17 protein-coding genes and 2 pseudogenes are annotated in these 24,389 nt (G+C 40.7%); 3 read left to right on the top strand and 16 right to left on the bottom strand.

The window, feature by feature from the left end; translation table 11 throughout:
* The first annotated feature begins 52 nt into the window (after positions 1–52).
* Positions 53–1,150 (top strand): annotated as a pseudogene (locus FD729_RS00580) (porin).
* A 211-nt stretch (positions 1,151–1,361) separates the two neighbouring features.
* Positions 1,362–2,555 carry an amino acid aminotransferase gene (locus FD729_RS00585; RefSeq protein ID WP_159931360.1) on the top strand — a complete coding sequence of 398 codons (1,194 nt, stop codon included), beginning with the start codon at positions 1,362–1,364 and terminating at the stop codon, positions 2,553–2,555.
* A 35-nt stretch (positions 2,556–2,590) separates the two neighbouring features.
* Here FD729_RS00585 and FD729_RS00590 read toward each other — a convergent pair whose 3' ends face one another.
* From FD729_RS00590 to lrp, 16 genes and pseudogenes are all read right to left on the bottom strand, one after another.
* Positions 2,591–3,220 carry an MBL fold metallo-hydrolase gene (locus FD729_RS00590; protein ID WP_159931361.1) on the bottom strand — a complete coding sequence of 210 codons (630 nt, stop codon included), beginning with the start codon at positions 3,218–3,220 and terminating at the stop codon, positions 2,591–2,593.
* A gap of 19 nt (positions 3,221–3,239) precedes the next feature.
* The gene (locus FD729_RS00595; RefSeq protein ID WP_159931362.1) at positions 3,240–3,788 is read right to left on the bottom strand and encodes a YcbK family protein; all 549 of its coding nucleotides are present in this window, start codon (positions 3,786–3,788) and stop codon (positions 3,240–3,242) included.
* 188 nt (positions 3,789–3,976) lie between these two features.
* Positions 3,977–5,767 carry a L,D-transpeptidase gene (gene ldtD / locus FD729_RS00600; RefSeq protein WP_370461856.1) on the bottom strand — a complete coding sequence of 597 codons (1,791 nt, stop codon included), beginning with the start codon at positions 5,765–5,767 and terminating at the stop codon, positions 3,977–3,979.
* A 1,010-nt stretch (positions 5,768–6,777) separates the two neighbouring features.
* Positions 6,778–7,527 (bottom strand): 3-deoxy-manno-octulosonate cytidylyltransferase, encoded by a 750-nt coding sequence (gene kdsB / locus FD729_RS00605; protein ID WP_159931364.1) that lies wholly within the window; start codon positions 7,525–7,527, stop codon positions 6,778–6,780.
* Positions 7,524–7,706 (bottom strand): Trm112 family protein, encoded by a 183-nt coding sequence (locus tag FD729_RS00610; RefSeq protein ID WP_159931365.1) that lies wholly within the window; start codon positions 7,704–7,706, stop codon positions 7,524–7,526. Before FD729_RS00610 ends, kdsB begins: the two co-directional genes overlap by 4 nt.
* 215 nt (positions 7,707–7,921) lie before the next feature.
* On the bottom strand, positions 7,922–8,950 hold the full coding sequence (gene lpxK / locus FD729_RS00615) for a tetraacyldisaccharide 4'-kinase (protein WP_159931366.1): 1,029 nt from the start codon (positions 8,948–8,950) through the stop codon (positions 7,922–7,924).
* A gap of 11 nt (positions 8,951–8,961) precedes the next feature.
* The gene (gene msbA, locus FD729_RS00620; RefSeq protein ID WP_159931367.1) at positions 8,962–10,701 is read right to left on the bottom strand and encodes a lipid A ABC transporter ATP-binding protein/permease MsbA; all 1,740 of its coding nucleotides are present in this window, start codon (positions 10,699–10,701) and stop codon (positions 8,962–8,964) included.
* Positions 10,702–11,289: 588 nt separating this feature from the next.
* Positions 11,290–11,574 (bottom strand): integration host factor subunit beta, encoded by a 285-nt coding sequence (ihfB, locus tag FD729_RS00625; protein ID WP_159931368.1) that lies wholly within the window; start codon positions 11,572–11,574, stop codon positions 11,290–11,292.
* 100 nt (positions 11,575–11,674) lie between these two features.
* Positions 11,675–13,345: a 30S ribosomal protein S1 gene (rpsA, locus tag FD729_RS00630; protein ID WP_159931369.1), complete on the bottom strand. Its 1,671-nt coding sequence runs from the start codon at positions 13,343–13,345 to the stop codon at positions 11,675–11,677.
* Positions 13,346–13,455: 110 nt separating this feature from the next.
* Entirely contained in the window at positions 13,456–14,136 is a 681-nt protein-coding gene (cmk, locus tag FD729_RS00635; RefSeq protein ID WP_159931370.1) for a (d)CMP kinase, read from the bottom strand.
* Positions 14,137–14,343: 207 nt separating this feature from the next.
* Positions 14,344–15,630 carry a 3-phosphoshikimate 1-carboxyvinyltransferase gene (gene aroA, locus FD729_RS00640; protein ID WP_159931371.1) on the bottom strand — a complete coding sequence of 429 codons (1,287 nt, stop codon included), beginning with the start codon at positions 15,628–15,630 and terminating at the stop codon, positions 14,344–14,346.
* 91 nt (positions 15,631–15,721) lie between these two features.
* Positions 15,722–16,807 (bottom strand): 3-phosphoserine/phosphohydroxythreonine transaminase, encoded by a 1,086-nt coding sequence (gene serC / locus FD729_RS00645; protein ID WP_159931372.1) that lies wholly within the window; start codon positions 16,805–16,807, stop codon positions 15,722–15,724.
* A gap of 901 nt (positions 16,808–17,708) precedes the next feature.
* Complete coding sequence (gene serS, locus FD729_RS00650; RefSeq protein WP_159931373.1) at positions 17,709–19,001, bottom strand: serine--tRNA ligase; 1,293 nt, start codon at positions 18,999–19,001, stop codon at positions 17,709–17,711.
* A 635-nt stretch (positions 19,002–19,636) separates the two neighbouring features.
* Positions 19,637–20,248 carry an outer membrane lipoprotein chaperone LolA gene (lolA, locus tag FD729_RS00655; protein WP_159931374.1) on the bottom strand — a complete coding sequence of 204 codons (612 nt, stop codon included), beginning with the start codon at positions 20,246–20,248 and terminating at the stop codon, positions 19,637–19,639.
* Positions 20,249–21,270: 1,022 nt separating this feature from the next.
* Positions 21,271–21,867: pseudogene (locus tag FD729_RS00660) on the bottom strand (DNA translocase FtsK 4TM domain-containing protein); the annotation flags it as partial.
* Positions 21,868–21,986: 119 nt separating this feature from the next.
* On the bottom strand, positions 21,987–22,490 hold the full coding sequence (gene lrp, locus FD729_RS00665) for a leucine-responsive transcriptional regulator Lrp (protein WP_159931376.1): 504 nt from the start codon (positions 22,488–22,490) through the stop codon (positions 21,987–21,989).
* 606 nt (positions 22,491–23,096) lie between these two features.
* Between lrp and trxB the strand changes: the two genes are divergently transcribed.
* On the top strand, positions 23,097–24,065 hold the full coding sequence (trxB, locus tag FD729_RS00670; RefSeq protein WP_159931377.1) for a thioredoxin-disulfide reductase: 969 nt from the start codon (positions 23,097–23,099) through the stop codon (positions 24,063–24,065).
* The last annotated feature ends 324 nt before the right edge of the window (positions 24,066–24,389 follow it).

The raw sequence follows: 24,389 nt of genomic DNA on the forward strand, positions 1-24,389 counted from the left end.
TAATGGCAGTAGCACAGGCGTCCTAAATAAACTTCAATGAGGATAATAAATGATGAAGCTCAATATTATTGCATTTGCTATTCCCGCCTTATTAGCTGCTAATGCAGCGAATGCAGTCGAAATCTATAATAAGAATGGTAATAAGCTAGAGATATATGGGAAGGTTGCTGGGGTTAAGTATTTTCAAGATCAAAGTGGCCAGAACGATAAAACTTCTGTTAACTTCGGGTTCAAAAGTGAATCTAAGATTAAAGATCAACTGCTCGGGTACGGTCAGTGGGATTACAGTATTCAGGCCAATAACTCCGAATCATCTAACGCAAGTAGCAACAAGACCCATTTAGGTTTTGCTGGTCTTAAATTCGGTAAGATGGGTTCAATTGACTACGGTCGTAACTACGGCGTCGTGTATGATGCAATAAGCTGGACTGATGTGTTACCAGCATTCGGTGGCGACTCTAGCTACTCAGATAATTTTATGAACGGTCGGGGTACTGGACTGTTAACCTACCGCAATAAAAATTTCTTCGGCTTGATGGATGGCTGGGACTTCGCAATGCAGTATCAAGGTACCAATAATCGTGAAGACATACGATGTGCAAACGGCAAAGGTTGGGGTCTATCAACCTCTTATACCTCTCCGATTGGTTGGGGCATTGTTGGCGCATATAGCAATAGCAACCGTACTACCAGTCAAAATGCTGCTGCATTGCAAACTAAGGAAAATATAATCGGTGTCAGCCAAGAAGCAGAAAACTGGGCGGCAGCGATCAAATATGACGCTCATAATATTTATTTAGCTGCAATGTATGGTGAGAACCATAACTCTACTCCGATCACGGTAGCTACAGAAAAAAGTTCTACTAGTACGGCTTTTGCTAAAAGAGTATAGAATGTTGAGCTGGTTATGCAGTATAAATTTGATTTCGGTTTGAGTCCATCTATAGCTTATGTTCAATCTAAAGCTAAAGGCATCAAAGGCATGGACGACACTGAATGTACTAAATATATGGAGTTAGGTGCAAATTACTACTTCAATAAAAATATATCAGTATATGCTGACTACCAGCTTAACCAGTTGGAGGCGACTAATCCACTGAACCAGAATATCGGTAATACTTTAGCAATAGGCTTGGTTTACAAGTTTTAAGTTAATGGTTATAAAAAACGGAGCCTTGGTTCCGTTTTTTATTCCTAAAAGAATAGCACATTAGATATGGGATTCTTTTTTATTTTTATCAGAATTTAAAATAACAGTTACAGCTGACGATTTTTTGCTTAAATGTATTATTGGTAATGCACAATACTGCTATTAACCTCAGAGCTTATTCCCTCAATATAACACTACTTGGATAAGACTCATGTTTGAATTTATACCTGCGGCACCTGCCGATCCTATTCTTGGGCTGGCCGATCTCTTTTACGCTGACGATCGTCCGCAAAAAATTAATCTCGGCATCGGCATTTACAAAGATGAAATTGGAAATACACCGGTGCTAACGAGTGTTAAAAAAGCTGAGAAATACCTGCTAGAAAATGAAACTACGAAAAATTATCTGAGTATTGAAGGTCTGACCGATTTTGTTCACCATACTCAAGATCTGCTTTTTGGTGCAAAAAATCTCTTGATTACTTCTGGACGAGTTCGTACGGCACAGACGCCTGGCGGCACCAGCGCACTTCGTATTGCAGCTGATTTCCTTGCTACTCAAACTAGTGTAAAACGAGTCTGGATCAGCAATCCTAGCTGGCCAAACCATAAAAATGTATTTACTTCAGCATGTCTAGAAGTGTGTGAATACGCTTACTACGACGCGAAAAACCATATACTAAACTTCGATGGTATACTTGATGCACTACAAGAGGCTAAAGTAGGTGATGTAGTGCTTTTTCACGGCTGTTGTCATAATCCTACTGGTATCGATCCTACGGTAGATCAGTGGAATCAGCTAGCGCAGCTTTCTCATGCTAAAGGCTGGCTGCCACTATTTGATATCTCCTACCAAGGTTTTGCTAGAGGACTGCATGAAGATGCGGAAGGGCTACGTATCTTCGCTGCCTTGAACCAAGAACTAATTATTGCCAGCTCATACTCGAAAAATTTTAGCCTCTATAACGAACGTGTAGGGGCCATTACGCTAGTTGCCGCTGATGCAGCGACAGTTGATATTGCTTTCAGTCAAGTAAAATACATCATTCGAGCCAACTATTCTAACCCACCAGTGCATGGCGCAGCAATCGTCGCGACTATTCTCAGTAGTCAAGTACTACGCACCATCTGGGAGAAGGAGCTATCCGATATGCGCCTGCGTATTCAACATATGCGTCGGCTTTTTGTAAATACTCTGTCGGAAAAAGGATCGTTACACGATTTCAGTTTCATTATCCAGCAGAATGGCATGTTCTCATTCAGCGGACTGACCGAAAAACAGGTGATCCGGTTACGCAACGATTTTGGTATTTATGCCGTACATTCAGGGAGAATTAACATTGCTGGGATAACTCCTGACAATATCTCAATTCTGTGCAAAGCAATTATTGCGGTCATGAGATAAATATAAAAAGCAAAATACAGCGCTACTGTCAATTTTCATTGCAGGAAAGGATTGTTGGTACGTTCGTGTCCCAATGTCGATAGGGAGCCGTGTCCGGGAATAAATATAACATCATCGCCTAACGGAAGCAGTTTATTTTTAATCGATAGAATTAAATCCTGATGATTCCCTCGCGGGAAATCTGTGCGTCCTACTCCTCCATGGAATATGACATCACCAGAGATAAGTAGACGACCCATCCGATCAAAAAATACGATATGGCCCGGTGTATGGCCCGGTGTATGTAAAATTTCAAGCTTAATCTCTCCTACCTGAATGTTGTCACCTTCTTCCAGCCAGTGATCTGGTGTAAAGGGCACGCACTCCTCTAGACCAAACATGCGACTTTGCATTGGTAACTCTTCTAACAAAAATGCGTCCTGTTTCTGTGGTCCAAAGATGGATGCTTGATAGTGTACAGCCAATTCCGCCACTGCACCTACGTGATCAAGGTGGCCATGCGTTAGCAAAATTTTTGTGGGCACAATATTCAGCTGCTGGAGTTTCTTAATGATTTTACCCGCATCACCACCGGAATCGATCAAGGCGGCCTCATAGGTTGCTTCACACCAGATCACGGAACAATTTTGAGTAAACACGGTAACAGGGATAATATGGTATTTCATTAGTTTATTGCCTACATTACTACCAGTGCCGTACCGGCCCGGTATCTATATGAACGAAGTTGCTGCGAGGATAATATCCTACACCACCTGCGCACATTTTTAATGCTATCTTACGGATGTCACTTAACTTAACGCCCTCAATGTAAAAATCCATAGCTCGTCCTTTAGTATGATAGCTATGTTTCGCCACGCCGGAACTTCTATTATGTAGTATATTATTGGTAACCAGTGAGCGATAACCAGATATCAGCTGTATAGTCTTACGTGTCTCCAGTAGCGTTTGTAGAAGATAAATCTGGTCAAACAGAGATGGATCGATGCTTTTAGTTAGATTGGCGCGGTAGTCACGAAAAAAGTAATTTAAGCGAGTTAGCTCGTTTTGATCGTAATGTTTTCCATTAAAAAACTCAGTTCTAAGGGTCTCACCAGTATGAAGATTACTCATTGTCAAGGATCGAGGATGTGAGATTGTAAGTAAGGCTTTAGCTGTATTGGGTAGAAGTGCCATACTTAATGCAGCCGTCCCACCAATTAGTAATTTGCGACGTTTTAAGTTAAAACAGTCCATGAGAAAAACCTTTACCTGAGATAAAAGCCATGTGAAAACTATTATAGAAGATGAAACCATAACTGTCTGTCTGGTTCACAGTCACACTGTCGTAAAGAAGTTTACACAACTCACTCAGGTTATCTTTTCTTTTGTGGAAAAACTATCGAAGTGACTTGTCATAAAAAATAAAATTAGAAAATTAATGATTAGAGTAACAATTTACCAACGTGCTCCAGCAGTTGAACGTCGCAATGAGCAAGATTATCGTAATTGTAAATATCTGTTCTGAACTGTGGGTTGCCATCATCGGCAACCCAAGCAGTTAGATAGTATAAATTGACTGGAATACAATGCCTAATCTGCACATAGCGCGTTGAACCCTGTTTTAACTGATCTGAAATACGAGAAGTATCCCAGCCCACTTCTAGCAATAGAAGACTCGCTAACTCTGAAGCTTTATTAACTCGCACACATCCTGAACTCAGAGCTCGAATATCATTTTGGAAAAGATCATGGTTTGGCGTGTCATGTAAATAAATAGCGTCTGAGCTTGGCATATTAAACTTATAACGACCCAGAGCATTCATTTTGCCTGGTGCCTGACGCAAGCGATAAGGAAAAGAAGAAGCTGAGATTACATTCCAATCAATTATATTAGGATTAATGATCTTGGGATGAGTGCGCGAACCGGAAAATAGTGTATAACCGTGTTTATAGAGATACCCCGGGTCCTGCTTAAGTTTAGGAAGAATGTCTTTACGCACCAGCTTCCTCGGAACGTTCCATGGAGGGTTAAGCACCACATTGTTGATAGTGCTACGCATAAGAGGAGTTTTACGGTCTGGGCGACCAACAATTACTCGTGACGACAGAATTTTAATGCCATTATTGTAATAGGTCAAAGAGAAATTAGGGATGTTCACCATGATTCCATTATGCATATCTACTGGAAGTAGACGCAACCGTTGAATATTTAGGGCTAATAGCGCGGCGCGCATTTGTGGTGTAACATTAAGCCATTCACGGGTACGTCTACCAATAGTGCCGTCGCTACCCAGGCCCTGCCACCTCTGAAAACGTTTAACCGCTCTTACTAACTTAGGGTCATACAATATTTTGTTATAATTATTTCCAACCGTTCTGTTCATCATATCTTTTACTGCTGCTGAAGGTCTGTGCTCTAGTAAATTGTTGACGTCCACACTGGAGGACTCTACCAAAGGCAAAATATGGTCCATGGAAATTCTAGCTTTTGGTGGTACTACATCATCTGTGCGCTTAAGGCTCACTACTTGCGCAAAAAGCACGCCAGTTCTCCTTAAAATTTCACGCAATGCAGGAACGTCGTTGCTGATCTGACCAGGCCGCAGTGTTTCATGATTTTTCAATCTTGGCCAAGGGCGTGAATCAATCAGCAGCTGTCTAAGAGCATCGTGCATTGGTGGATACTGTGGATGCTGGGGTACTAGTGAGGAGAGAAAGGTTACAGAGGAACCAGAAGGCACCGCATTTTGCCACTTGTTTACTAGTGCTACTGATGGTTGTTCCAGTTTGTAGGGCACGTTGCCGTAAAGGCAGCGTTCACCTTGAATTGGTATGCTGGAGACAAACTGCAGGTAACCCAGCATGGCGTCACTGAATATTACATCACGTGCAAAATCGCTTAGGTTGGGATCGATTAGGCGATCGACCCAACGCGTGAATTGAGGTTGCACGCCAGACATTGCTACTTCCACTAACTGTTGCTGAAATTGCTGTACGGCTGCCCGATCCCTCCACATTGGCTGCATATTATGTGCTGCATAAAGTAAAGCAAGATATGCCAAATAGAAGGGAGGCTCTTTATCAGCAAACTCTTGGAGCAGTCGCTGCTTGCTTTCACTGATAGATATGGTGGTGTGTTCAGCGCACATCGCCTGCGTAAAATGTAGCGACGTAGAAAATATTTCTAACGCTAGTAGAACAAAGACACCATTATTATTTTTAATACTCAGCAACATCCCTGCCCCTCATTTTTTTACTGCTCAGAATTTCTTGGATTGCTGTAAATTAGCTACTACTCGTTTTCTAAGTATACAAAGAAAAATCGGTATTTTCCTTACAGTGCAAAATTCGTTATCAGGTTACTCGATACGAATATGGTAAATATTGATTCGATTGAACCTACAAGTTTTTCCCTTCCATACGGTTTTAGTAGTACTATAAGTAAGTTCCTAGTCTGTAGGAAAACAGTATATACAGACAACATTAACATATTTACGCATTAGTATTTTTATAGAGAAACTCCTCAAAAAACCTTCAGAGCGTCAATAGCTTGGTTATAAAACCTCATTAAAAAGACACACTCTTCATCCAGAAACGGAAAATTTGAGTAACTAAAATTACGATTAGCTAAATATGCAGTTGTATACCATCATTCAATACATTTCCAATAACTGTTAGAGATCGCTGTTCCGAGAAACAATCTTCAAATAGGGGCATTATTGCGGAGAGTATTGCAGATAATCGCTATGTGCGTGAATAGGTTATTCACCCTCACTTCCTTCTCAAGGATACTACCACCAAAACGTCTGGTTATATATTACGGCCTCGGCGGAGGCCTTATTGAAATAGATCATGAGCAAAATTGCATGCCCTGTATTTCTGGTATATTACAAAATTACAAGACATTGAAAAAACATACATATATCTATCCTCCAGCAACGCATTAATTTTTTATTGTTGTACAGTATTATAGTGTTTAAGAGGAGGAATATTTTCTTTACAAGAATCACATCAGAGAGGGTGTCGTAAAATATATATGAAAATTTCATAACTATTGACTGATGATTTTAAGTTGTCAGAGATAACCCGTTCTAAACAACTTAGCGCCAATTATAATTTCAAATTAAATATTCTTTCCTAAAGAATAATCACTCTATATTAGATAACGGATAACGCAGCGTGTAAAAATAGGGGAACGCCAATTGATAAAAATACCAAGATTATGGAAGATCCTTAGAAAATTTTAGCACTGTAGCAAAGCACGAACGCGCGCCAGATCTTCAGGTGTATCTATACCTATACTAGGCACTGTTTCCACTGTATCAACATATATTTTTTCGCCGTACCAGAGTACACGAAGCTGCTCTAAAAGTTCGATACGCTCCAAAGGACATGGTTCCCAAGAAACATAACGACGAATAAAACCGGCATAATAGGAGTAAATACCGATATGGCGCAGTAATCCACGTCCGATTATTTTATTAGAAGTTGCGTAGAGATCACGATCCCAAGGGATAGTGGCGCGAGAAAAATAAAGCGCATAACCTTGTGCATCTATCACTACTTTCACTGTGTTCTGATCAAATACCTCTTCCAAATCATGAATAGGCGCTGCTAGTGTAGTCATTCCTGCTTGTGTACTCTCAAGATTTTCCGCCACCCGATACACAATTTTTGATTGTATCAATGGTTCGTCACCCTGCACATTAACAATGATTTCATCATCGGCGAACCGGCAAATTTTGATTACCTCAGCTAGCCGATCAGTGCCTGACTGATGGTTGGCACATGTCATACAGACTTCACCACCTGCCTCTTCTACCGCTGCTTTCACGTCAAGGTGATCCGTGGCTACGATAACACGATTAGCACCTGATTCACGTGTACGCTCCATCACATGGATAACCATCGGCTTTCCGGCAAAATCGACCAACGGTTTGCCGGGTAAGCGCGTTGAAGCATAGCGCGCAGGAATAATTACTGTAAAATTCATGGATGGATTTCTTCAATAGATAGCATACGCGCTTCGGTTTCCAGAAGTACCGGTATACCTTCACGCACTGGAAATGCAAGCCTATCAGGTTTACAGATCATCTCCTGATGTACGTTATTGTAATAAAGCTTGCCATTGCATACCGGGCAGGCAACGATTTCAAGTAACCGGTGATCCATATATCCTCCATAATGGACCTATTACATAATAGCATGCAATGAAGACCGTAAAAATTAGTAATCAAGCTAAAAAAATTCTAGCCTATATTCAAAGAAGAGCATGAAACCAAACAACAGACTACTGTTCTACAAGTCCTAAAAGTAGACGATATATAGTATGAAGGAAACATACCTCTCAGCTTGTCAGCTTGCCTGTTGAGGATAAAGCGTCGGTTTCATTTCCTTACCGTACTTTTTGTCAATTTAGTTAGTTTAGCTACAATATTGCGACGCGCCAAGCTTTCTATGTCATCTAGCAACCTACCAACTACGCTGCCAATTAACTCAGCATCAATCGGCACATACCACCAGTTATGCTGGGGAAAATGACGACATTTAACAGCATCCTTTTCAGTCATCAATAAAATCTGTTCTTCAGACAGTAAACTTATTAGTTCATGCTCATTATAGATATGATGATCAGCAAAAGCAATTTCTGCTACTGGTATAACACCATGTTGTTTAAGCATATTAAAGAAGTGTGGTGGATAGCCAATGCCTGCTATCGCGACCACTCTTTTTAAGGTGGAAAGGGGCGCAGTCTGATATGTTTGTAGGTTAATTGCAGCACTGGGTCGCAGACTCATGGCAATTTCCCCATTTGCTGTAATACCACCATTCACGATAACGGCATCAACTTGATGCAACCGCGACGCGCGCTCGCGCATGGGACCAGCTGGCAGCCACCAGCCATTACCAAAACGACGTAACCCATCTACCACAACAATTTCCCGATCGCGTTGGAGCGCATAATGCTGGAGACCGTCGTCAGTAACGATAATATCAATCTCCTGGCTAGATAAAAGCAACTCAACAGCATCACAGCGTTTCGGTGCCACCGCTACTGGTGCACCAGTACGCTGGGATATGAGGATTGGCTCGTCACCAACCTGCTCTGTTAGAGTTTTTGTACTCACTAGTAGCGGATAGTGTTCTGATTTACCGCCATAGCCGCGTGAAACCACTCCTACCTTTAAGCCACGACGATGAAGCTGCTGTACTAGCCAAATAACTACTGGTGTCTTGCCATTACCACCAGTGGTAATATTACCTACCACGATAACGGGTACCGGAGCGCGCCAACTTTTTTGCCATCCATGTTGATAAATAAGTCGAATCAGAGTGGAGACTGTACCATAGAGAATGCTTAGTGGCCACAAGAGTAGCCATAGTACAGAACGCCCACTCCAAATTCTCTCTATCATCCGCTCGATCATCATTGCCCGAACTGCATTTTATGTAGCACGCCCTGCTGAGCAAGCAGTACAGCGTATGTACCGCGTTCAACAATGTGGCCATCTTCTACCACCACAACTTCATTTGCTTTTTCAATGGTTGAAAGGCGGTGAGCTATCACCAGTGAGGTGCGGTTTTTCTGCAATGCGTCCAGCGCCGATTGAATTGCACGCTCAGATTCTGTATCTAATGCGGACGTCGCTTCGTCAAGGATAAGAATCGGACAGTCTCGTAACAAGGCGCGTGCGATGGCAATACGTTGACGCTGACCACCTGAGAGCAGCACGCCATTTTCTCCAATTACTGTATCTAGGCCGCGATCCATTTTGTTAATAAAGTCCATGGCATGCGCCATGGTTGCAGCCTTCTCAATTTCTTCACGGCTGTATTGCTCATTACGCGCGTAGGCTATATTATTAGCGATAGTATCATTGAAAAGATGCACATGTTGAGACACTAATGCCACTTGGTTACGCAACGAACGAAGCCTATATTCACGCAGATCATAACCATCTAACAGAATTTCGCCTTGCTGAATATCATAAAAACGAGTGAGCAGACTAACAAGCGTTGATTTTCCTGAACCAGAACGTCCTACTAGCGCGATTGTTTTCCCTTCTGGTAATAACAAGTTAATATTATTTAGTGCAGGTATATTACGTCCTGGATAGGTAAAAGTAACATTGCGAAATTCAACTTCACCTCTAACCCTAGTAATTTCGCGTTCACCATTGTCTTTTTCTTGCTCACTATCCAGAATAGAAAAAAGAGTCTGACATGCTGCCATGCCCCGCTGGAACTGTGCATTAACGTTAGTCAGAGATTTTAAAGGTCGCATTAGCGCAATCATCGATGAAAAAACAACAGTAATAGTTCCTGCGGTAAGAGTTTCCATAACAGTAGGAAGACCAGCAGCATAAAGAACGAATGCTAGTGCCAGCGAAGCAATTAGTTGAATTACTGGATCTGAAATTGATGATGCCGATACTAGCTTCATACTTTGCTGTCTTATTCGATTACTGACACGGGCAAATCGCTCAGATTCAACTTCCTGACCTCCGAAGATCAGCACTTCTTTGTGCCCTTTTAGCATTTGCTCCGCGCTAGTGGTTACTTGTCCCATGGTGTTTTGCATAGTTTTACTGATATTACGGAAACGTTTAGAAACGGAACGCATAGCAAGCGAAACGATGGGAGCCAAGATAATAAGTATTAAAGATAGCTGCCAGCTATAATAAATCATCATAAGAAATAGGCCGACAATTGAGGCACTTTCGCGCACTACTGTAACCAAAGCGCTGGATGAAGAAGATGCAACTTGCTCAGAGTCGTAGGTAATACGCGACAATAGTGTACCTGTTGACTGTTGATCGAAAAAAGCAACTGGCATCCCCATCATATGACTAAATAGGCGGCGACGCATATCCATTACTACGTTACTAGATACCCATGAAATGCAGTAGCTAGAAATATAGCTGGTAACACCACGAACCAATATCAAACTAGTAACGGCCAGAGGCATCCATACTAGTACTGATTTATTTGCCTTTCCAAAACCATCATCCAGTAAAGGTTTCAATAGAGAGAGCATAAGAGCGTCACCAGCGGCGTTTAAAATCAAAGCCACAGATGATACAAATAAGCCTACTCTGTAAGGAGTAATCATCGGCCTAAGTCGACGAAATGTCTGCCACGTTGATAAATCTTTATCTTGATGCATTATTTATTCACGCTATTTACAATAGCTGCTCATTCTACCTAAATCCGAGTTTTACGCCAAACTGCTGATGATATCAATGGTGCCACATTTACTCTCTTAGTTCAGAGCCATGTATTTTTGCCCAGGCAATACTGATACTTCTCTAACTGGATTTTGCGATATCACGCTGAGGTAAAACTAGAACTTGAATATTTTTTAAATCCAAATTAGCGTTAGTGAATACTGCGTACGAATAGCTAGCTATCCTAGAGACAGAGTAGAGCTATCTATACATACAGTACTAGCGGCCAGCTGGCTAAATTTTTGTACTACCGATGAAAGAAGATAATCGGTAAAGGAAGCGCAGTGGGGACTCAGCAAGAATAGATAATCCTAACGATGAAAGGATTAACATCCTGTTATATATGTTATTATGATATAAAACAAAAGAAAGAGCAGGAAAATATTTCTTATATATAGACAGCCCTCAGTCCAGAAAAGAAATATTAGTGGATTTAACAAAATATAGGACTGGTTCATAAAAAGATCGCGGGTAAAAAACTAGTTTAATAAGACTTCGCATTGTTTATATTTTATGTTAAGTGCGTTTTAGGAGTAAATATTCGCACGATCACGTAACTCTTTACCTGGCTTAAAATGAGGAACGTATTTACCTTCTAGTGACACTTTTTCGCCTGTTTTCGGGTTCCGACCCGTACGAGGTGCACGGTAATGTAAAGAAAAACTGCCGAATCCCCTAATTTCAATTCGTTCTCCCTGGGCCAGGGTTATGGTCATGTGCTCAAGCATCTCTTTTACAGCATCCTCAACGATCTTCGCCATAATATGAGTTTGCTGGCTAGCAAGTTTTTCAATCAGTTCTGATTTGGTCATATAACCTCCGGTTAATCATTGTGGGAAAGGTACGACAGCCTGCTAGCATAACCGGACAGATTTTACCCTGCCCAGCACCTATTTATTCTCTTAAGGTAGATCACTCACATTTAGCTGCTTTGAACGCTTCAGCCATAGCATTTGAGAAGTTGCTTTCTTCTTGTTTATTAACGGTCGCGATAGCATCTTTTTCGTCAGCTTCGTCTTTTGCACGGACAGAGAGGCTAACAACGCGATTTTTACGATCGACTCCAGTAAATTTGGCTTCAATAGCGTCGCCAATATTTAGAACCAGAGTTGCATCTTCAACACGTTCACGTGAAGCTTCAGAAGCGCGTAAATAACCTTCAACACCATCTGCCAGCTTGATAGTAGCACCTTTAATATCAACAGCCGTGACTTTACCATTAACAATGGCACCCTTCTTGTTCAAGGTAATGTAATTGCTGAATGGATCTTCAGATAACTGTTTTACTCCTAGAGAGATACGTTCACGTTCCGCATCCACTTGTAGTACTACAGCAACAATTTCGTCGCCTTTCTTGTACTCACGAACTGCTTCCTCACCTGTTGCGTTCCAGGAAATGTCAGATAGGTGAACTAGACCATCGATTCCTCCGTCCAGGCCTATGAAGATACCAAAATCAGTAATTGACTTGATTTTACCTTCAACACGATCTCCTTTATTACGGTTCTCAGCGAATTGCTGCCACGGATTGGCTTTACACTGTTTCAGACCCAAGGAAATACGACGACGCTCTTCGTCGATGTCTAATACCATAACTTCAACGACGTCGCCCACATTAACAACTTTAGAAGGGTGGATATTTTTGTTAGTCCAGTCCATTTCAGAAACATGTACCAGACCTTCAACACCTTCTTCTATCTCAACAAAGCACCCATAATCAGTCAAATTAGTAACACGCCCGACTAAACGAACACCTTCTGGGTACCGCTTAGCAATAGCTACCCACGGATCTTCGCCGAGCTGTTTCAGGCCTAGAGATACACGAGTGCGCTCGCGGTCGAATTTCAACACCTTAATAGTAATTTCGTCGCCTACATTGACAATTTCATTCGGATGCTTAACGCGTTTCCATGCCATATCAGTAATATGTAGCAGACCGTCAACACCGCCCAGATCAACAAATGCGCCATAATCAGTGAGATTCTTAACAATACCTTTAACTTCTATGCCTTCCTGTAAATTTTCCAGTAGATGATCGCGTTCAGCGCTATTCTCAGATTCGATTACAGCCCTGCGTGAAACCACAACGTTGTTACGCTTCTGATCGAGCTTAATTACTTTAAATTCAAGCTCTTTTCCTTCTAAGTGCAGAGTGTCACGAACGGGGCGTACATCCACTAGTGAACCTGGTAAAAAAGCACGAATACCGTTCAGTTCAACTGTAAAGCCACCTTTAACTTTACCGTTGATAACACCGGTAACAGTTTCAGCATCTTCGTAAGCTTTTTCCAGCTTAATCCACGCTTCGTGACGTTTAGCTTTCTCACGGGACAGCAGAGTTTCACCGAAGCCGTCTTCCACTGCATCTAAGGCAACGTCAACTTCGTCACCAACCTGAAGTTCTAATTCGCCAGCTGCGTTCTTAAATTGCTCTACGGGAATAGCAGATTCAGATTTCAAACCTGCATCAACTAAAACGACATCTTTGTCAATAGCAACAACAATGCCACGAACAATAGAGCCTGGTCGTGTCTCGATTTCTTTCAGGGACTCTTCAAAGAGTCGAGCAAAAGATTCAGTCATATTGATAATCTTTGGATTCTTCAATTTAACGTCCATCTAACATCAGTGTCGAATGGGGTTGTTTCACATGCCCTACGCACTTTCCCTGGCACAGGGTTTCAGTAAAAAGATTAAACACCAAGCTGTAAACGTGTATATATTAATGCCTTTTCAATAATTTGCTTGATGGATAAATGTGTAGAATCAAGCATCAGCGCATCGGAAGCAGACACTAAAGGCGCGATCGCACGAGTACGATCGCGATCATCGCGCGCTCTTATATCAACTACAAGCTCATTAAACATAACATTAAAGCCGCTCTCTTGCAACTGTAGCATCCGACGATGCGCGCGTTCCTCAGGACTAGCATCCAGGAAAATTTTGACCAACGCATCGGGAAAAACCACTGTTCCCATATCACGGCCATCGGCGATTAAGCCAGGTTCATTGCGAAATGCGCGTTGACGACGTAATAGCTCCTCACGTACACGAGGGAAAGCAGCGATGCGTGATGCAACGTTACTCACTTCCTGAGTACGAATTTCGCCCGTTACCTCTTTACCTTCCAAAATAACCTGCATTTTGCTATTGCGCGAAAAAAAACGGACATCCAGTTGGGCGGCTAACGGCACTAACTCCCCTTCAGATTCAATATCTACTTGATGGTGCAATACAGCTAGCGCCAATGCACGATAAATAGCACCTGAATCAAGCAAATGCCACTGTAATACTTCAGCCATTACTTTACAGAGCGTACTTTTGCCTGCTCCGCTAGGTCCATCTATGGTTATAACCGGGGCAGTTGTCGTCATTGTTATCTCCTGTTACTGCGAGACACAGTTCAGCTTTCAAGCTATTCAACTAGGCTCCTTATACTCTCTCTGCAAGATATAGGAAACATTATATTGTATATGTAGACCACACTGAAAATTTCAACATATTTAAAGTAAATCTTGGTTAATAATGTCAAAAATAATAGAATACTGGGAAAGCCTATTTCCCAGCAAGGAGAACGGTAATCAAGCGTTTTGGCTGATTTTCGCCAATTGTTGGAAATAGTTAGGGAAAGTTTTATTAATACACTTGTAATCAAGGATGGTTACAGGTGTCTCAGATAATGCAACTAGCGAGAAGCACATCGCTATCCGGTGATCGTTGTAAGTACTAATCTCTGCATGAGATAATTTCTTTGGTGGAGTGATACGGATAAAATCATAGCCTTCTTCCACATCTGCTCCGACCTTACGCAACTCAGTCGCCATTGCTGCTAGACGATCAGTCTCTTTAACACGCCAGTTATAAATATTATTTATCAGTGTCGTACCTTTAGCAAATAAGGCTGCAGTTGCAATAGTCATGGCAGCATCTGGAATATGATTCATATCCATGGTAATAGCGTTGAGTGCTCCTGCACTACAAGAAATATAGTTGTTACCCCACTCAATAGTCGCACCCATTTTCTCAAGCACGTTAGCAAAAAGAACATCTCCCTGTATGCTATTACGGCCAATGCCTGTAACGCGTACTGTTCCACCCTTGATCGCAGCGGCTGCTAAAAAATAAGAGGCCGAAGAAGCGTCTCCCTCCACCCAATAGTCTCCTGGCGACTGATATTGCTGTCCCCCTTTGATAACAAAGTTACGATAATGCTGATTCGTAATTTCAACTCCAAAGCAACGCATTAAATGCAGAGTAATATCAATGTAAGGTTTCGATACCAGCTTGCCTTTAATTGTGATAGAGGTATCGCGTGCTGCAAGCGGTGCTGCCATTAATAATGCGGTAAGGAATTGGCTAGAAATTCTGCCATCAAGGCTGATTGTACCGCCGGTGAAGCCTCCTCTCAGATGCAGCGGCGGATAACCAATTTTTTCTAGATAATCAATCTGTGCACCGCACTGGTGAAGTGCATCTACTAGATGTTCTATCGGACGCTCTTTCATTCGCGGCTCGCCAGTTAGCACGATATTTTGAACACCCAGACATAATGCTGCTGCCAGCGGCCGCATTGCCGTACCGGCGTTGCCAAGAAAGAGTTCCAGTGGCTGAGAAGTGCTAAGAGGGCCCGCCTGTCCTACTACTTCACACACGGTATGTTCAGAGGAAAGAGTGAAATCTACACCTAATGTCTTTAGGGAGACTAGCATGTACTTGACATCATCGCTATCCAGTAGATTTCTCAGACGTGTGGTACCTCTTGCCAGTGCAGCCAGCAGCAATGCACGGTTAGAAACACTTTTTGAACCTGGTAAGTTAACGATGCCGTTAACACGTACAATCGGTTGTAAAGTCAGGGACTCATGCATGTGCAACTAAATCTCCAAGCAAGTATAAAACTTCGTAGCCGTGGTACGGGTAGGGTGTACAGTCAGCGAAGCGTCGTAATAAAACTAAAACTTAACCGTGGCGACGTGCAAAATCAGCCATAAAATCGGTTAGCACTGTTACGCTTTCCAGGGGCATCGCATTGTAGATCGATGCCCGCATTCCGCCCACTATACGATGGCCTTTAAGCGCATGCAGCCCAGCGTTGAAAGATTCTTCTAAGAAAAGCTTATCCATCGAGGAATCAATTAGCTGAAAAGGTACGTTCATACGTGACCTATTCTCCTCATAGACATTATTACGATAAAAATCATTTTTATCTATTAGGCTATAGAGCAGATTTGCTTTTATTTGGTTTACTTTATTGATTTCACTTACACCGCCCTTCTCTTTTAGCCATTTGAAAACTAAACCAGAAAGGTACCAGGCAAAAGTAGGAGGAGTGTTAAACATAGAGTTGTGCTCTGCTAGTACACGGTAATCCAAGATAGAAGGCATATAATGTCGGGATTTACTTAATAGATCATCACGTACAATAACAACTGTCAATCCTGATGGTCCGATGTTCTTCTGTGCACCGGCATATATCACACCATAGCGGTTGATGTCGAGAGGACGAGAGAGAATGGTAGATGAAAAGTCTGCGACGACGATCTTATCACCAAAATCTGGCTGTTCTTCAATGGCGATGCCATCAATAGTTTCATTAGGACAGTAGTGCACATAAGCAGCGTCGCTACTTAGTTTCCACTTATTCATCGGTAGTATGGCATTTTTACCATCATAGGTTATTTTGACATCTACCGTGTTGGGGGTACAATATTTTTTAGCTTCTTGAATAGCACTGTATGACCAGTATCCGCCGTCTACGTAGTCTGCCTTTATGACCTCTCCCAGCAGATTCCCTGGTACGGCCGCAAATTGTGCACGGGCTCCACCATGACAGAACAAAACTTTATAGTTTGCAGGAATTTTAAGAAGATCGCGAAAATCCTGAATCGCCTCTTCAGCTACTTTAACAAACTCTTTGCTACGATGGCTGATTTCCATAATGGAGGTCCCTAAACCTTGCCAGTTTGTTAGTTCTTGTTCTGCACGACGGAGTACTTCAACTGGTAACATTGCTGGACCAGAACTAAAATTATGAATCTGCATCATTTCCCTTCACCACGGTTATTTAGAACAAATATGAATTACTTACCGGGTTTATCACTGCCTAATAGCGAATACAATGATAAATTTGCAAGGCCTCACACTCCGAATAGGTCGCACATAACCAACTTAATTACATATACACATATATTTTATGTGTTTTTTTATAAAAAAAGTCTTTATTACCGCACGGATGTTATGAACAGTGGGGGAAAATTTTTGCCGTTCTTCATATGGAAAAGGGCAAGTCATGCATAATTCCTCTTATCGCAAGATAATTATCTCATGCTCTGCTTCACCGGCTTCAAAAATTACTATAATTTTTATGCATCTCCGATGATTTTAGAGGCTGATATTTGAGCATATCATTCCAAAACTTTTTTAGGACAGTAATCTGAATGACATTAAATTAACGTATTTACACTACGAATTTTTAATGAGGAAATACTCTCCCTCATGCACTCACTACAAAAAGCATTTTATCAATTCCAAGTCTCTGACTCTCTAACTAGCCAGTTATCTTAATCTAGAATCAATCTGAAAGATTGAGAATGGAGTTTAACTCAACTGTTTAGTGGTTTCGTCGAGACACACGAATGAATACTGCTCCATAAACATACGCCAGTTGCTAGCAATGGAGAAATCCTTCTTCAGTAGTAACTAAGCGGCAAACTCTTTTATAATGTGTCTTGTAACCTTCGATAGAGATTTTCACTCTCACTTCTCAGGCGCTGTTCATTATGAAAATAAGTAGCTAAACTCCTTTTTTTAAAGGATAAGTTTTCTTTTTAAGGTAGCGTGCTCATATAAAATAATATAGCATGAATAACGTTAGTACTATTTTTCTGTAGTATTACCGTGGCAATGATTAAATCGAACTTATCCTAATGTACTCGTACCTTCTTATTCAGCCAATAAACTTAAGGCCCTTCATGTAGGGAAGCAAAACTTTCGGTACTAGAATCCTACCATCGGCCTGCTGATAATTTTCTAATACAGCTGCTAGTGTACGACCTACAGCTAAGCCAGAACCATTAAGAGTATGCACTAAACGAGGCTTCTTATCGGTTTTGCTCCGACAGCGTACTTTCATGCGCCGTGCTTGAAAGTCCCACATATTTGAGCAAGATGAAATTTCACGATAGGTGTTCTGAGCAGGTAGCCAGACCTCTAGATCATAGGTTTTTGTTGAACTAAAACCCATATCGCCTGTGCAAAGTAGCATTTTACGGTATGGTAGATTGAGCAACTGTAGTACTTTTCCTGCATGAGTTATTAACTCTTCCAGTGCTTCCGTGGAGTTTTCTGGGGCAACGATCTGCACCATCTCCACCTTATCAAATTGATGCATACGGATCAATCCACGCGTATCTCGACCATAAGAACCTGCTTCAGAGCGAAAGCAAGGTGTATGTGCGGTCAATTTAATTGGTAAGCTCCCCTCTTCTACGATCTCATCACGTACTAAATTGGTTAAAGGGACCTCCGCCGTCGGAATTAGCGCATAATCTCTGCTCTCTAACTCATCTTCCAGAGGTCTCGTATGGAAAAGGTCCTCAGAGAACTTAGGTAGCTGGCCTGTACCGTATAATGTGGTATAATTGACTAGATAAGGCACATAGGTTTCTAAATAGCCATGCTGTTCAGTGTGCAAATCAATCATAAACTGGCTCAAAGCACGATGCAACCGCGCGATTTGTCCTTGCATAACAACAAAACGTGAACCGGCGATCTTAACCGCAGAAGAGAAATCGAGACCTTTTACTAACTCGCCTAGCTCCACATGATCTTTTACTTGAAAATCAAACTGACACGGTTCTCCCCAGCGGCTAATTTCCTGGTTTTCTCTATTGTCTTTGCCTAGTGGGACCTCATCCGCTGGCATGTTTGGTAGTTCTAACACGAAGTCACGAATTTTTTTTTGAAGGGCATCTAATTCTGCTTTAGCGACATTTAAGCGTTTGACTAGAACATTGACTACCTGACACATTGGCTCAATATTTTCCCCACGTACTTTGGCTTGACCGATGGATTTGGATTGGGAGTTACGTTCTGCCTGCAGCTTTTCTGTCTCGATCTGTAAGACTTTACGATGCTCTTCAAGGGAGCGAAATGTTTCTATATCTAGTTTAAAGCCTCGGCGTGCCAGTTTTTGTGCAACTGCGTCGGGTTTATCACGTAGCAGATTGGGATCAAGCATGCTTATCCTGTGAAATAAAAAATTGATAAAACAGGTGGTGTCCATTCCTAATGGAATGAATTGCAATCGTTACTCACCTTACCGTACTGTCGCTATCGGCAGTAGCATTTTCAGCTATTTTGATTCTGTGAATCCAATTCACTATTTTCATAGTGAAGCGCATTATTACTCTTCTCCTTAACTTAGGCATATATATTTCGTCGGGTGAATAGGAGTATTGCGTAGATGCTCTAGTGCATCTCGTAAAAAAAAGGAATTGCGTGTACTTACTGTACACAGTGCATTAAATACTTGGCCACGGACCACGTTATAAACGGCAACTCAGAATCTTTTTAATATATAAAGTCAAGTCTGACAAACACTCCAAAAAATAGATTACTATAGTGTATAGAAACAGTGTATAGCAACTTCCTTCACATAATTTTATCAGTGTCAAATTTGAGTTCATAAAAAAAGAATTAAGTGCAGATGTCCAAATGCAAGAGTGTGTGTTACAGATGTTGACTAACATGCCGGTAAATACAGAATTCTAATTCTGCTTTGCCCGATATACTTCTTAAGTATTTCAGAAAACACACATGCTCTAGGAGATTTAATTATTAAAAAATAAGAGTGATGTCCATAAAGTATGGACGTCACTGACGCTGATCGTCTATCGTAACATTTTTAGGTGGCGTAAAAGTAAACTTATCGGAACTGATTATAATATTTTTTTGATTTTTAAGATGATAATCAGTGTACTGTCCATTATGCTCAGTAGCGCTAAAATGATTGATGATACCGGCAGAAGTAACGGAAATAGTGAATCGTTTCATGTTGCCGTCGCTGTTCTTTGGCGTTAGCTCAAAGGAATCACCATGCTGTTTAATATTGTATTGCTGCCATTCACTCTGCTCGTTGTGCATAACCAGCAGAAATGGCGTACTATTCGTAGTACTTTGCAATAAGCTGACACTTACCTGTTCCACAAATGGATTATAAAACCAGAGATTCTTACCGTCGGAGATGATCACACTTTCGTCAGGTGTCATTAGATGCCAGTTAAATAAATTAGGGCGTTTTACCCACAATTCCCCTTCTCCTTCCTGTAAATTAGAGCCGCTACTGTCGGTAACTTTTTGCGTAAAGCTAGCATAGAAACTGCGCACCTTATTAAGGCGTTGTTGTAGATCAACAGACACATCTGCCATTGCTCTAACAGAGGCAAAAAGAGCAAACACGACAGGGAGAACTGTACTCCATTTCATCAGCTTCAATTATTTATTTGATCTTTATTTAGTTAATATTATTTTAATTTTGCATGCCATTTCTACATCACGCAAGAAGAAAAATAACTGCATGATTTTTAATCATAAAATATGTTATTTTACTTTTCTGGTAATGATGAAGAAAGGCACTTTGCAGTTACCATACCGTCCTTAGCAAATAACCAAAAATGTTACGCGAGTTGATTGCATATGAGAAGGTAAAAACAGCACGCATTGAAGATATTGGTTGTGTCAAACTGGTGGCAAATCCATTGCCAGACTTTAAGTAACAAAAATAAGAAATACCCGTTGCATTTATTTTCTTTTCTCCTAACGTGCCATTAGCTCTTAAATTTCGTATACATACGGTCATAAAAGTGGCAAATTTACCAACTAGTATTAGGGCTTACATTAACTTGCAACGACATGCTACATCGATGCTGATTTGGATCAAAAAGCATCTTACATATCAGATACAATTTTATAAACAAATTAGACAGCCTTATTGTAATATATTGCTTATAGCGAATGGCGGTTCTTTATCTCTACCGTACAGCACTAATATTTCATTAAATTCCTTAATGGTAAAGGCAATAATTAATCATTCAGACCGAGATACGGTTTTTATATTGAGAATTCAACATAATATTGATTCCCTCTATACTTACTTCTGCCTCTGTCATACTATTTAAAAGCAGTTTGATGCCATAAAAGGCTAATTAAAGACAATTGGGTATCACTGAATTAGGGCGCGGCTGTGATGATGCAAAACTTTGTTTTACCTCTGTAGTGAAATCTCTCTTTCAGGTAAAATATCGCATAGTATCTTAGAGGAAGTATTAGTTTCAGCTGGTGTCGAAGCCTAGTTTGTAGTTTCCAGACCGCTCTTTTCATATCTTCTGCTATTTATCCTCAATAAATTCGGTAACTTTAGAGGTAAGATTCGGCGACGTGTTATTCACCACTACAGCTTTCTTCTTATTTTTCGAAAATTCATTGTCACACAAACAATTATCACAATGTAGTATATACACCACCACTCTGCCAATGTGCTCTACAATGGTCATCCATGACCATCCGGTATAAATTGTAATGCCAGCTGCCAATGTGCAGAGCAGTATCAATGTACCAGTCAACGGACTAAAACGAAGTGCGATAATATAGCTCACCAGACTTCCAATAACTCCGCCGGATGCAAAATAAAAAATATCATTAGCATTAAGAGCAGCCAAGCCACAGGTAGTAAAAATTAGCAATAACATACCAATTAAACGCAATCCGATCTCGAAATAGTCGAAGCCACTCTGCTTTTCGTACTGTCGAGAAATAATCCAAAAGAGACTAATGATAACTAACGGAATAACGTAAGCTATAATGCCAAATATGAAGAACAGCGTATCTGCCAACCAAGCTCCGATCCTTCCGCCAAAATTGGAAATTTTTTTGTTCCAAGCAGTTTGCAACCAGCTTGGATCTGAAGGATTAAAACTTACAAGAGATACCATTAGATAGACAGATAAAAGCAAGAAAAAAACAAAAAACAACCCTCGCAGAAAACTTCCACTACCGAGTAATTTTGACAAAATACTTTTCTCGTATTCTGTGTGTTCCTGATTCAAGAGAATTCTCCAGATACTTATAAATTATGCGGAGCTCAACATCGCGCATGCCAAAAGATGGACTTGTACGAATTTAGGAAAGTGTATTAAAATACTCACTGGTTTTCATGTGCACTACTTTATAGATTTTTAATTATTAGCCGATTGCTTTGTTTAACTTCTTCCATCACTACGTAAGTACGAGTGTCATTGACCCCTGGCAAACGCAACAGGGTTTCACCGAGTAACTTACGATAAGCCGACATATCCGACACGCGTGTTTTCAATAGATAATCAAAGTCACCAGAAACTAAGTGACACTCTTGGGTTTCGTCAAGCTTTTGCACAGCGGCATTAAATTGTTCAAATACGTCAGGCATACCACGATTTAAAGTAATCTCAACAAATACCAGTAGTGAAGCATCAAGATAATGGGGGTTTAGTTGAGCAACATAACCAAGAATAAAACCTTGGCGCTCCAAGCGACGTACACGTTCAAGACATGGTGTAGGAGATAATCCTATGCGTTTAGAAAGTTCAACATTAGAAATACGACCATTTTTTTGAAGTTCATTTAGAATATTTCTATCGATTCTATCGATTCTATCGAGATCTTTTCCTGGGCTTTTTTTGTTTTCTACCATTATCACGAGCTCTCTTAACTCTTTTCTTTTACCCGCCATGCCCTCAAACATTCACTTTTAAAAGTATTTTTGTAAAGTGAAGAATCAGAACCTGTGATTTATACTGCATGAGGTGCATGTTGTCTGTCCACGCTAACCGTTATTACTTATGTCAGACTGTACTTTATTTAGGGAAAAGTAGAATGTAGAATAATACCTTGTTTTGTCTTTTCTTCTCCCCTTTCGCTTCTATAAGTTGTTTTCGTAAAAGGGTAGGCAACTGTCAAAAAAAGACCCAGTTCAGTACAAGGTGTCAGAAAAACAACCATTTTAATATTTTTAAGGAGTTATTTTATACTTTTGCACTAATTTGCATCAATAGTAAAGAATGATTATTGTTTCCCATTAGCACTTAAAGCAAAATGAACGCAAGATAACTTTACTTAGTGAATAAAGTACGCAAAATAATTAAAATATTAAATAATAACGTAGGTATTCCTTATTAAAACAACTTATTAAGCCGATTACAGTTTATCATTAACAAAATTTCTCAGCTTTTTAGATTGTGGTAGATTCCCCCCCTACTCTCCTAAATCGTATCTCAGTTAAATGAAAACGAGGATTAGTATGAGTGCAATTAAACATAGTAAATTGCTTATTTTGGGGTCCGGTCCGGCTGGGTATACTGCAGCAGTCTACGCTGCACGTGCTAACCTAAATCCAGTGCTTATTACCGGCTTTGAAAAAGGCGGTCAGTTAATGAATACTACTGAGATAGAAAACTGGCCCGGTGACTCTAAAAATCTTACTGGTCCCTTGCTGATGGAACGGATGCAAGAGCATGCTGAGAAGTTCAATACGGAAATTATCTTTGACTATATCCATCATGTTAATTTGCAAAATATTCCATTTTTATTAACTGGCGACAGTGTTAAATATACCACTGATTCACTAATTATTGCCACTGGTGCTTCTGCGCGCTATCTAGGGCTACCCTCTGAAGAAGAGTTTAAAGGCAAAGGTGTCTCCGCCTGTGCCACCTGTGACGGTTTCTTTTACCGCAATAAAAAAGTTGCAGTAATTGGCGGTGGTAACACCGCAGTAGAAGAGGCACTTTACCTGGCAAATATCGCCGTAGAAGTACATCTAATTCATCGCCGTGACAACTTCCGAGCTGAAAAAATTCTGATTGATCGCCTAATGGGGAAAATACATAGTGGCAATATTTTGCTGCACACTAACCGTATTCTCGAAAAGGTTATTGGCAATCATATGGGTGTCACTGGTCTGATACTACGTTCAACGCTTAATAAAACGGAAAAAGAGTTTCTGGAGGTATCCGGTCTATTTGTTGCCATCGGTCATAACCCGAATACAGAAATTTTCAAGGGTCAGCTTGATTTGGAAAATGGCTATATTAAAGTACGGTCTGGTTTGAATGGAAATGCAACACAGACTAGTATTCCTGGTGTGTTTGCTGCAGGAGATGTAATCGACCATATTTATCGCCAAGCTATCACCTCTGCTGGTACTGGCTGTATGGCTGCATTAGATGCTGAACGCTATCTGGATAGCTTAGTTAAAAACGTTCTATGATTTTCCAATATTTTTATCTTCAATTTTGAAGTATATAAAGATAGATTAGCTATTTGATCCCCTCTGCATTATTGCATACTGCTACATTCTATGGGAAAAATTCCGTTTTTTTAGTGATTGATAGTGCTGATTGCCTCATATAAATAAAAATCAGTAATAAGGATTATATGGTTATTTGTAACTGACAATGCTATGATATCTCCAATAGATACCTTGGTATCTATTGGTCCAGCTTAGAGTTATTGACTTTTTGATATAGGCACTACCTGTCGAGAAACAGGTGCGCTCAGTGTGTTTTTTCTTTTTTTATTTTATGTTACGTGG

It is taken from the genome of Pantoea sp. Nvir (genome assembly GCF_009829915.1).
In the GTDB taxonomy this organism is placed as follows: domain Bacteria; phylum Pseudomonadota; class Gammaproteobacteria; order Enterobacterales; family Enterobacteriaceae; genus Pantoea.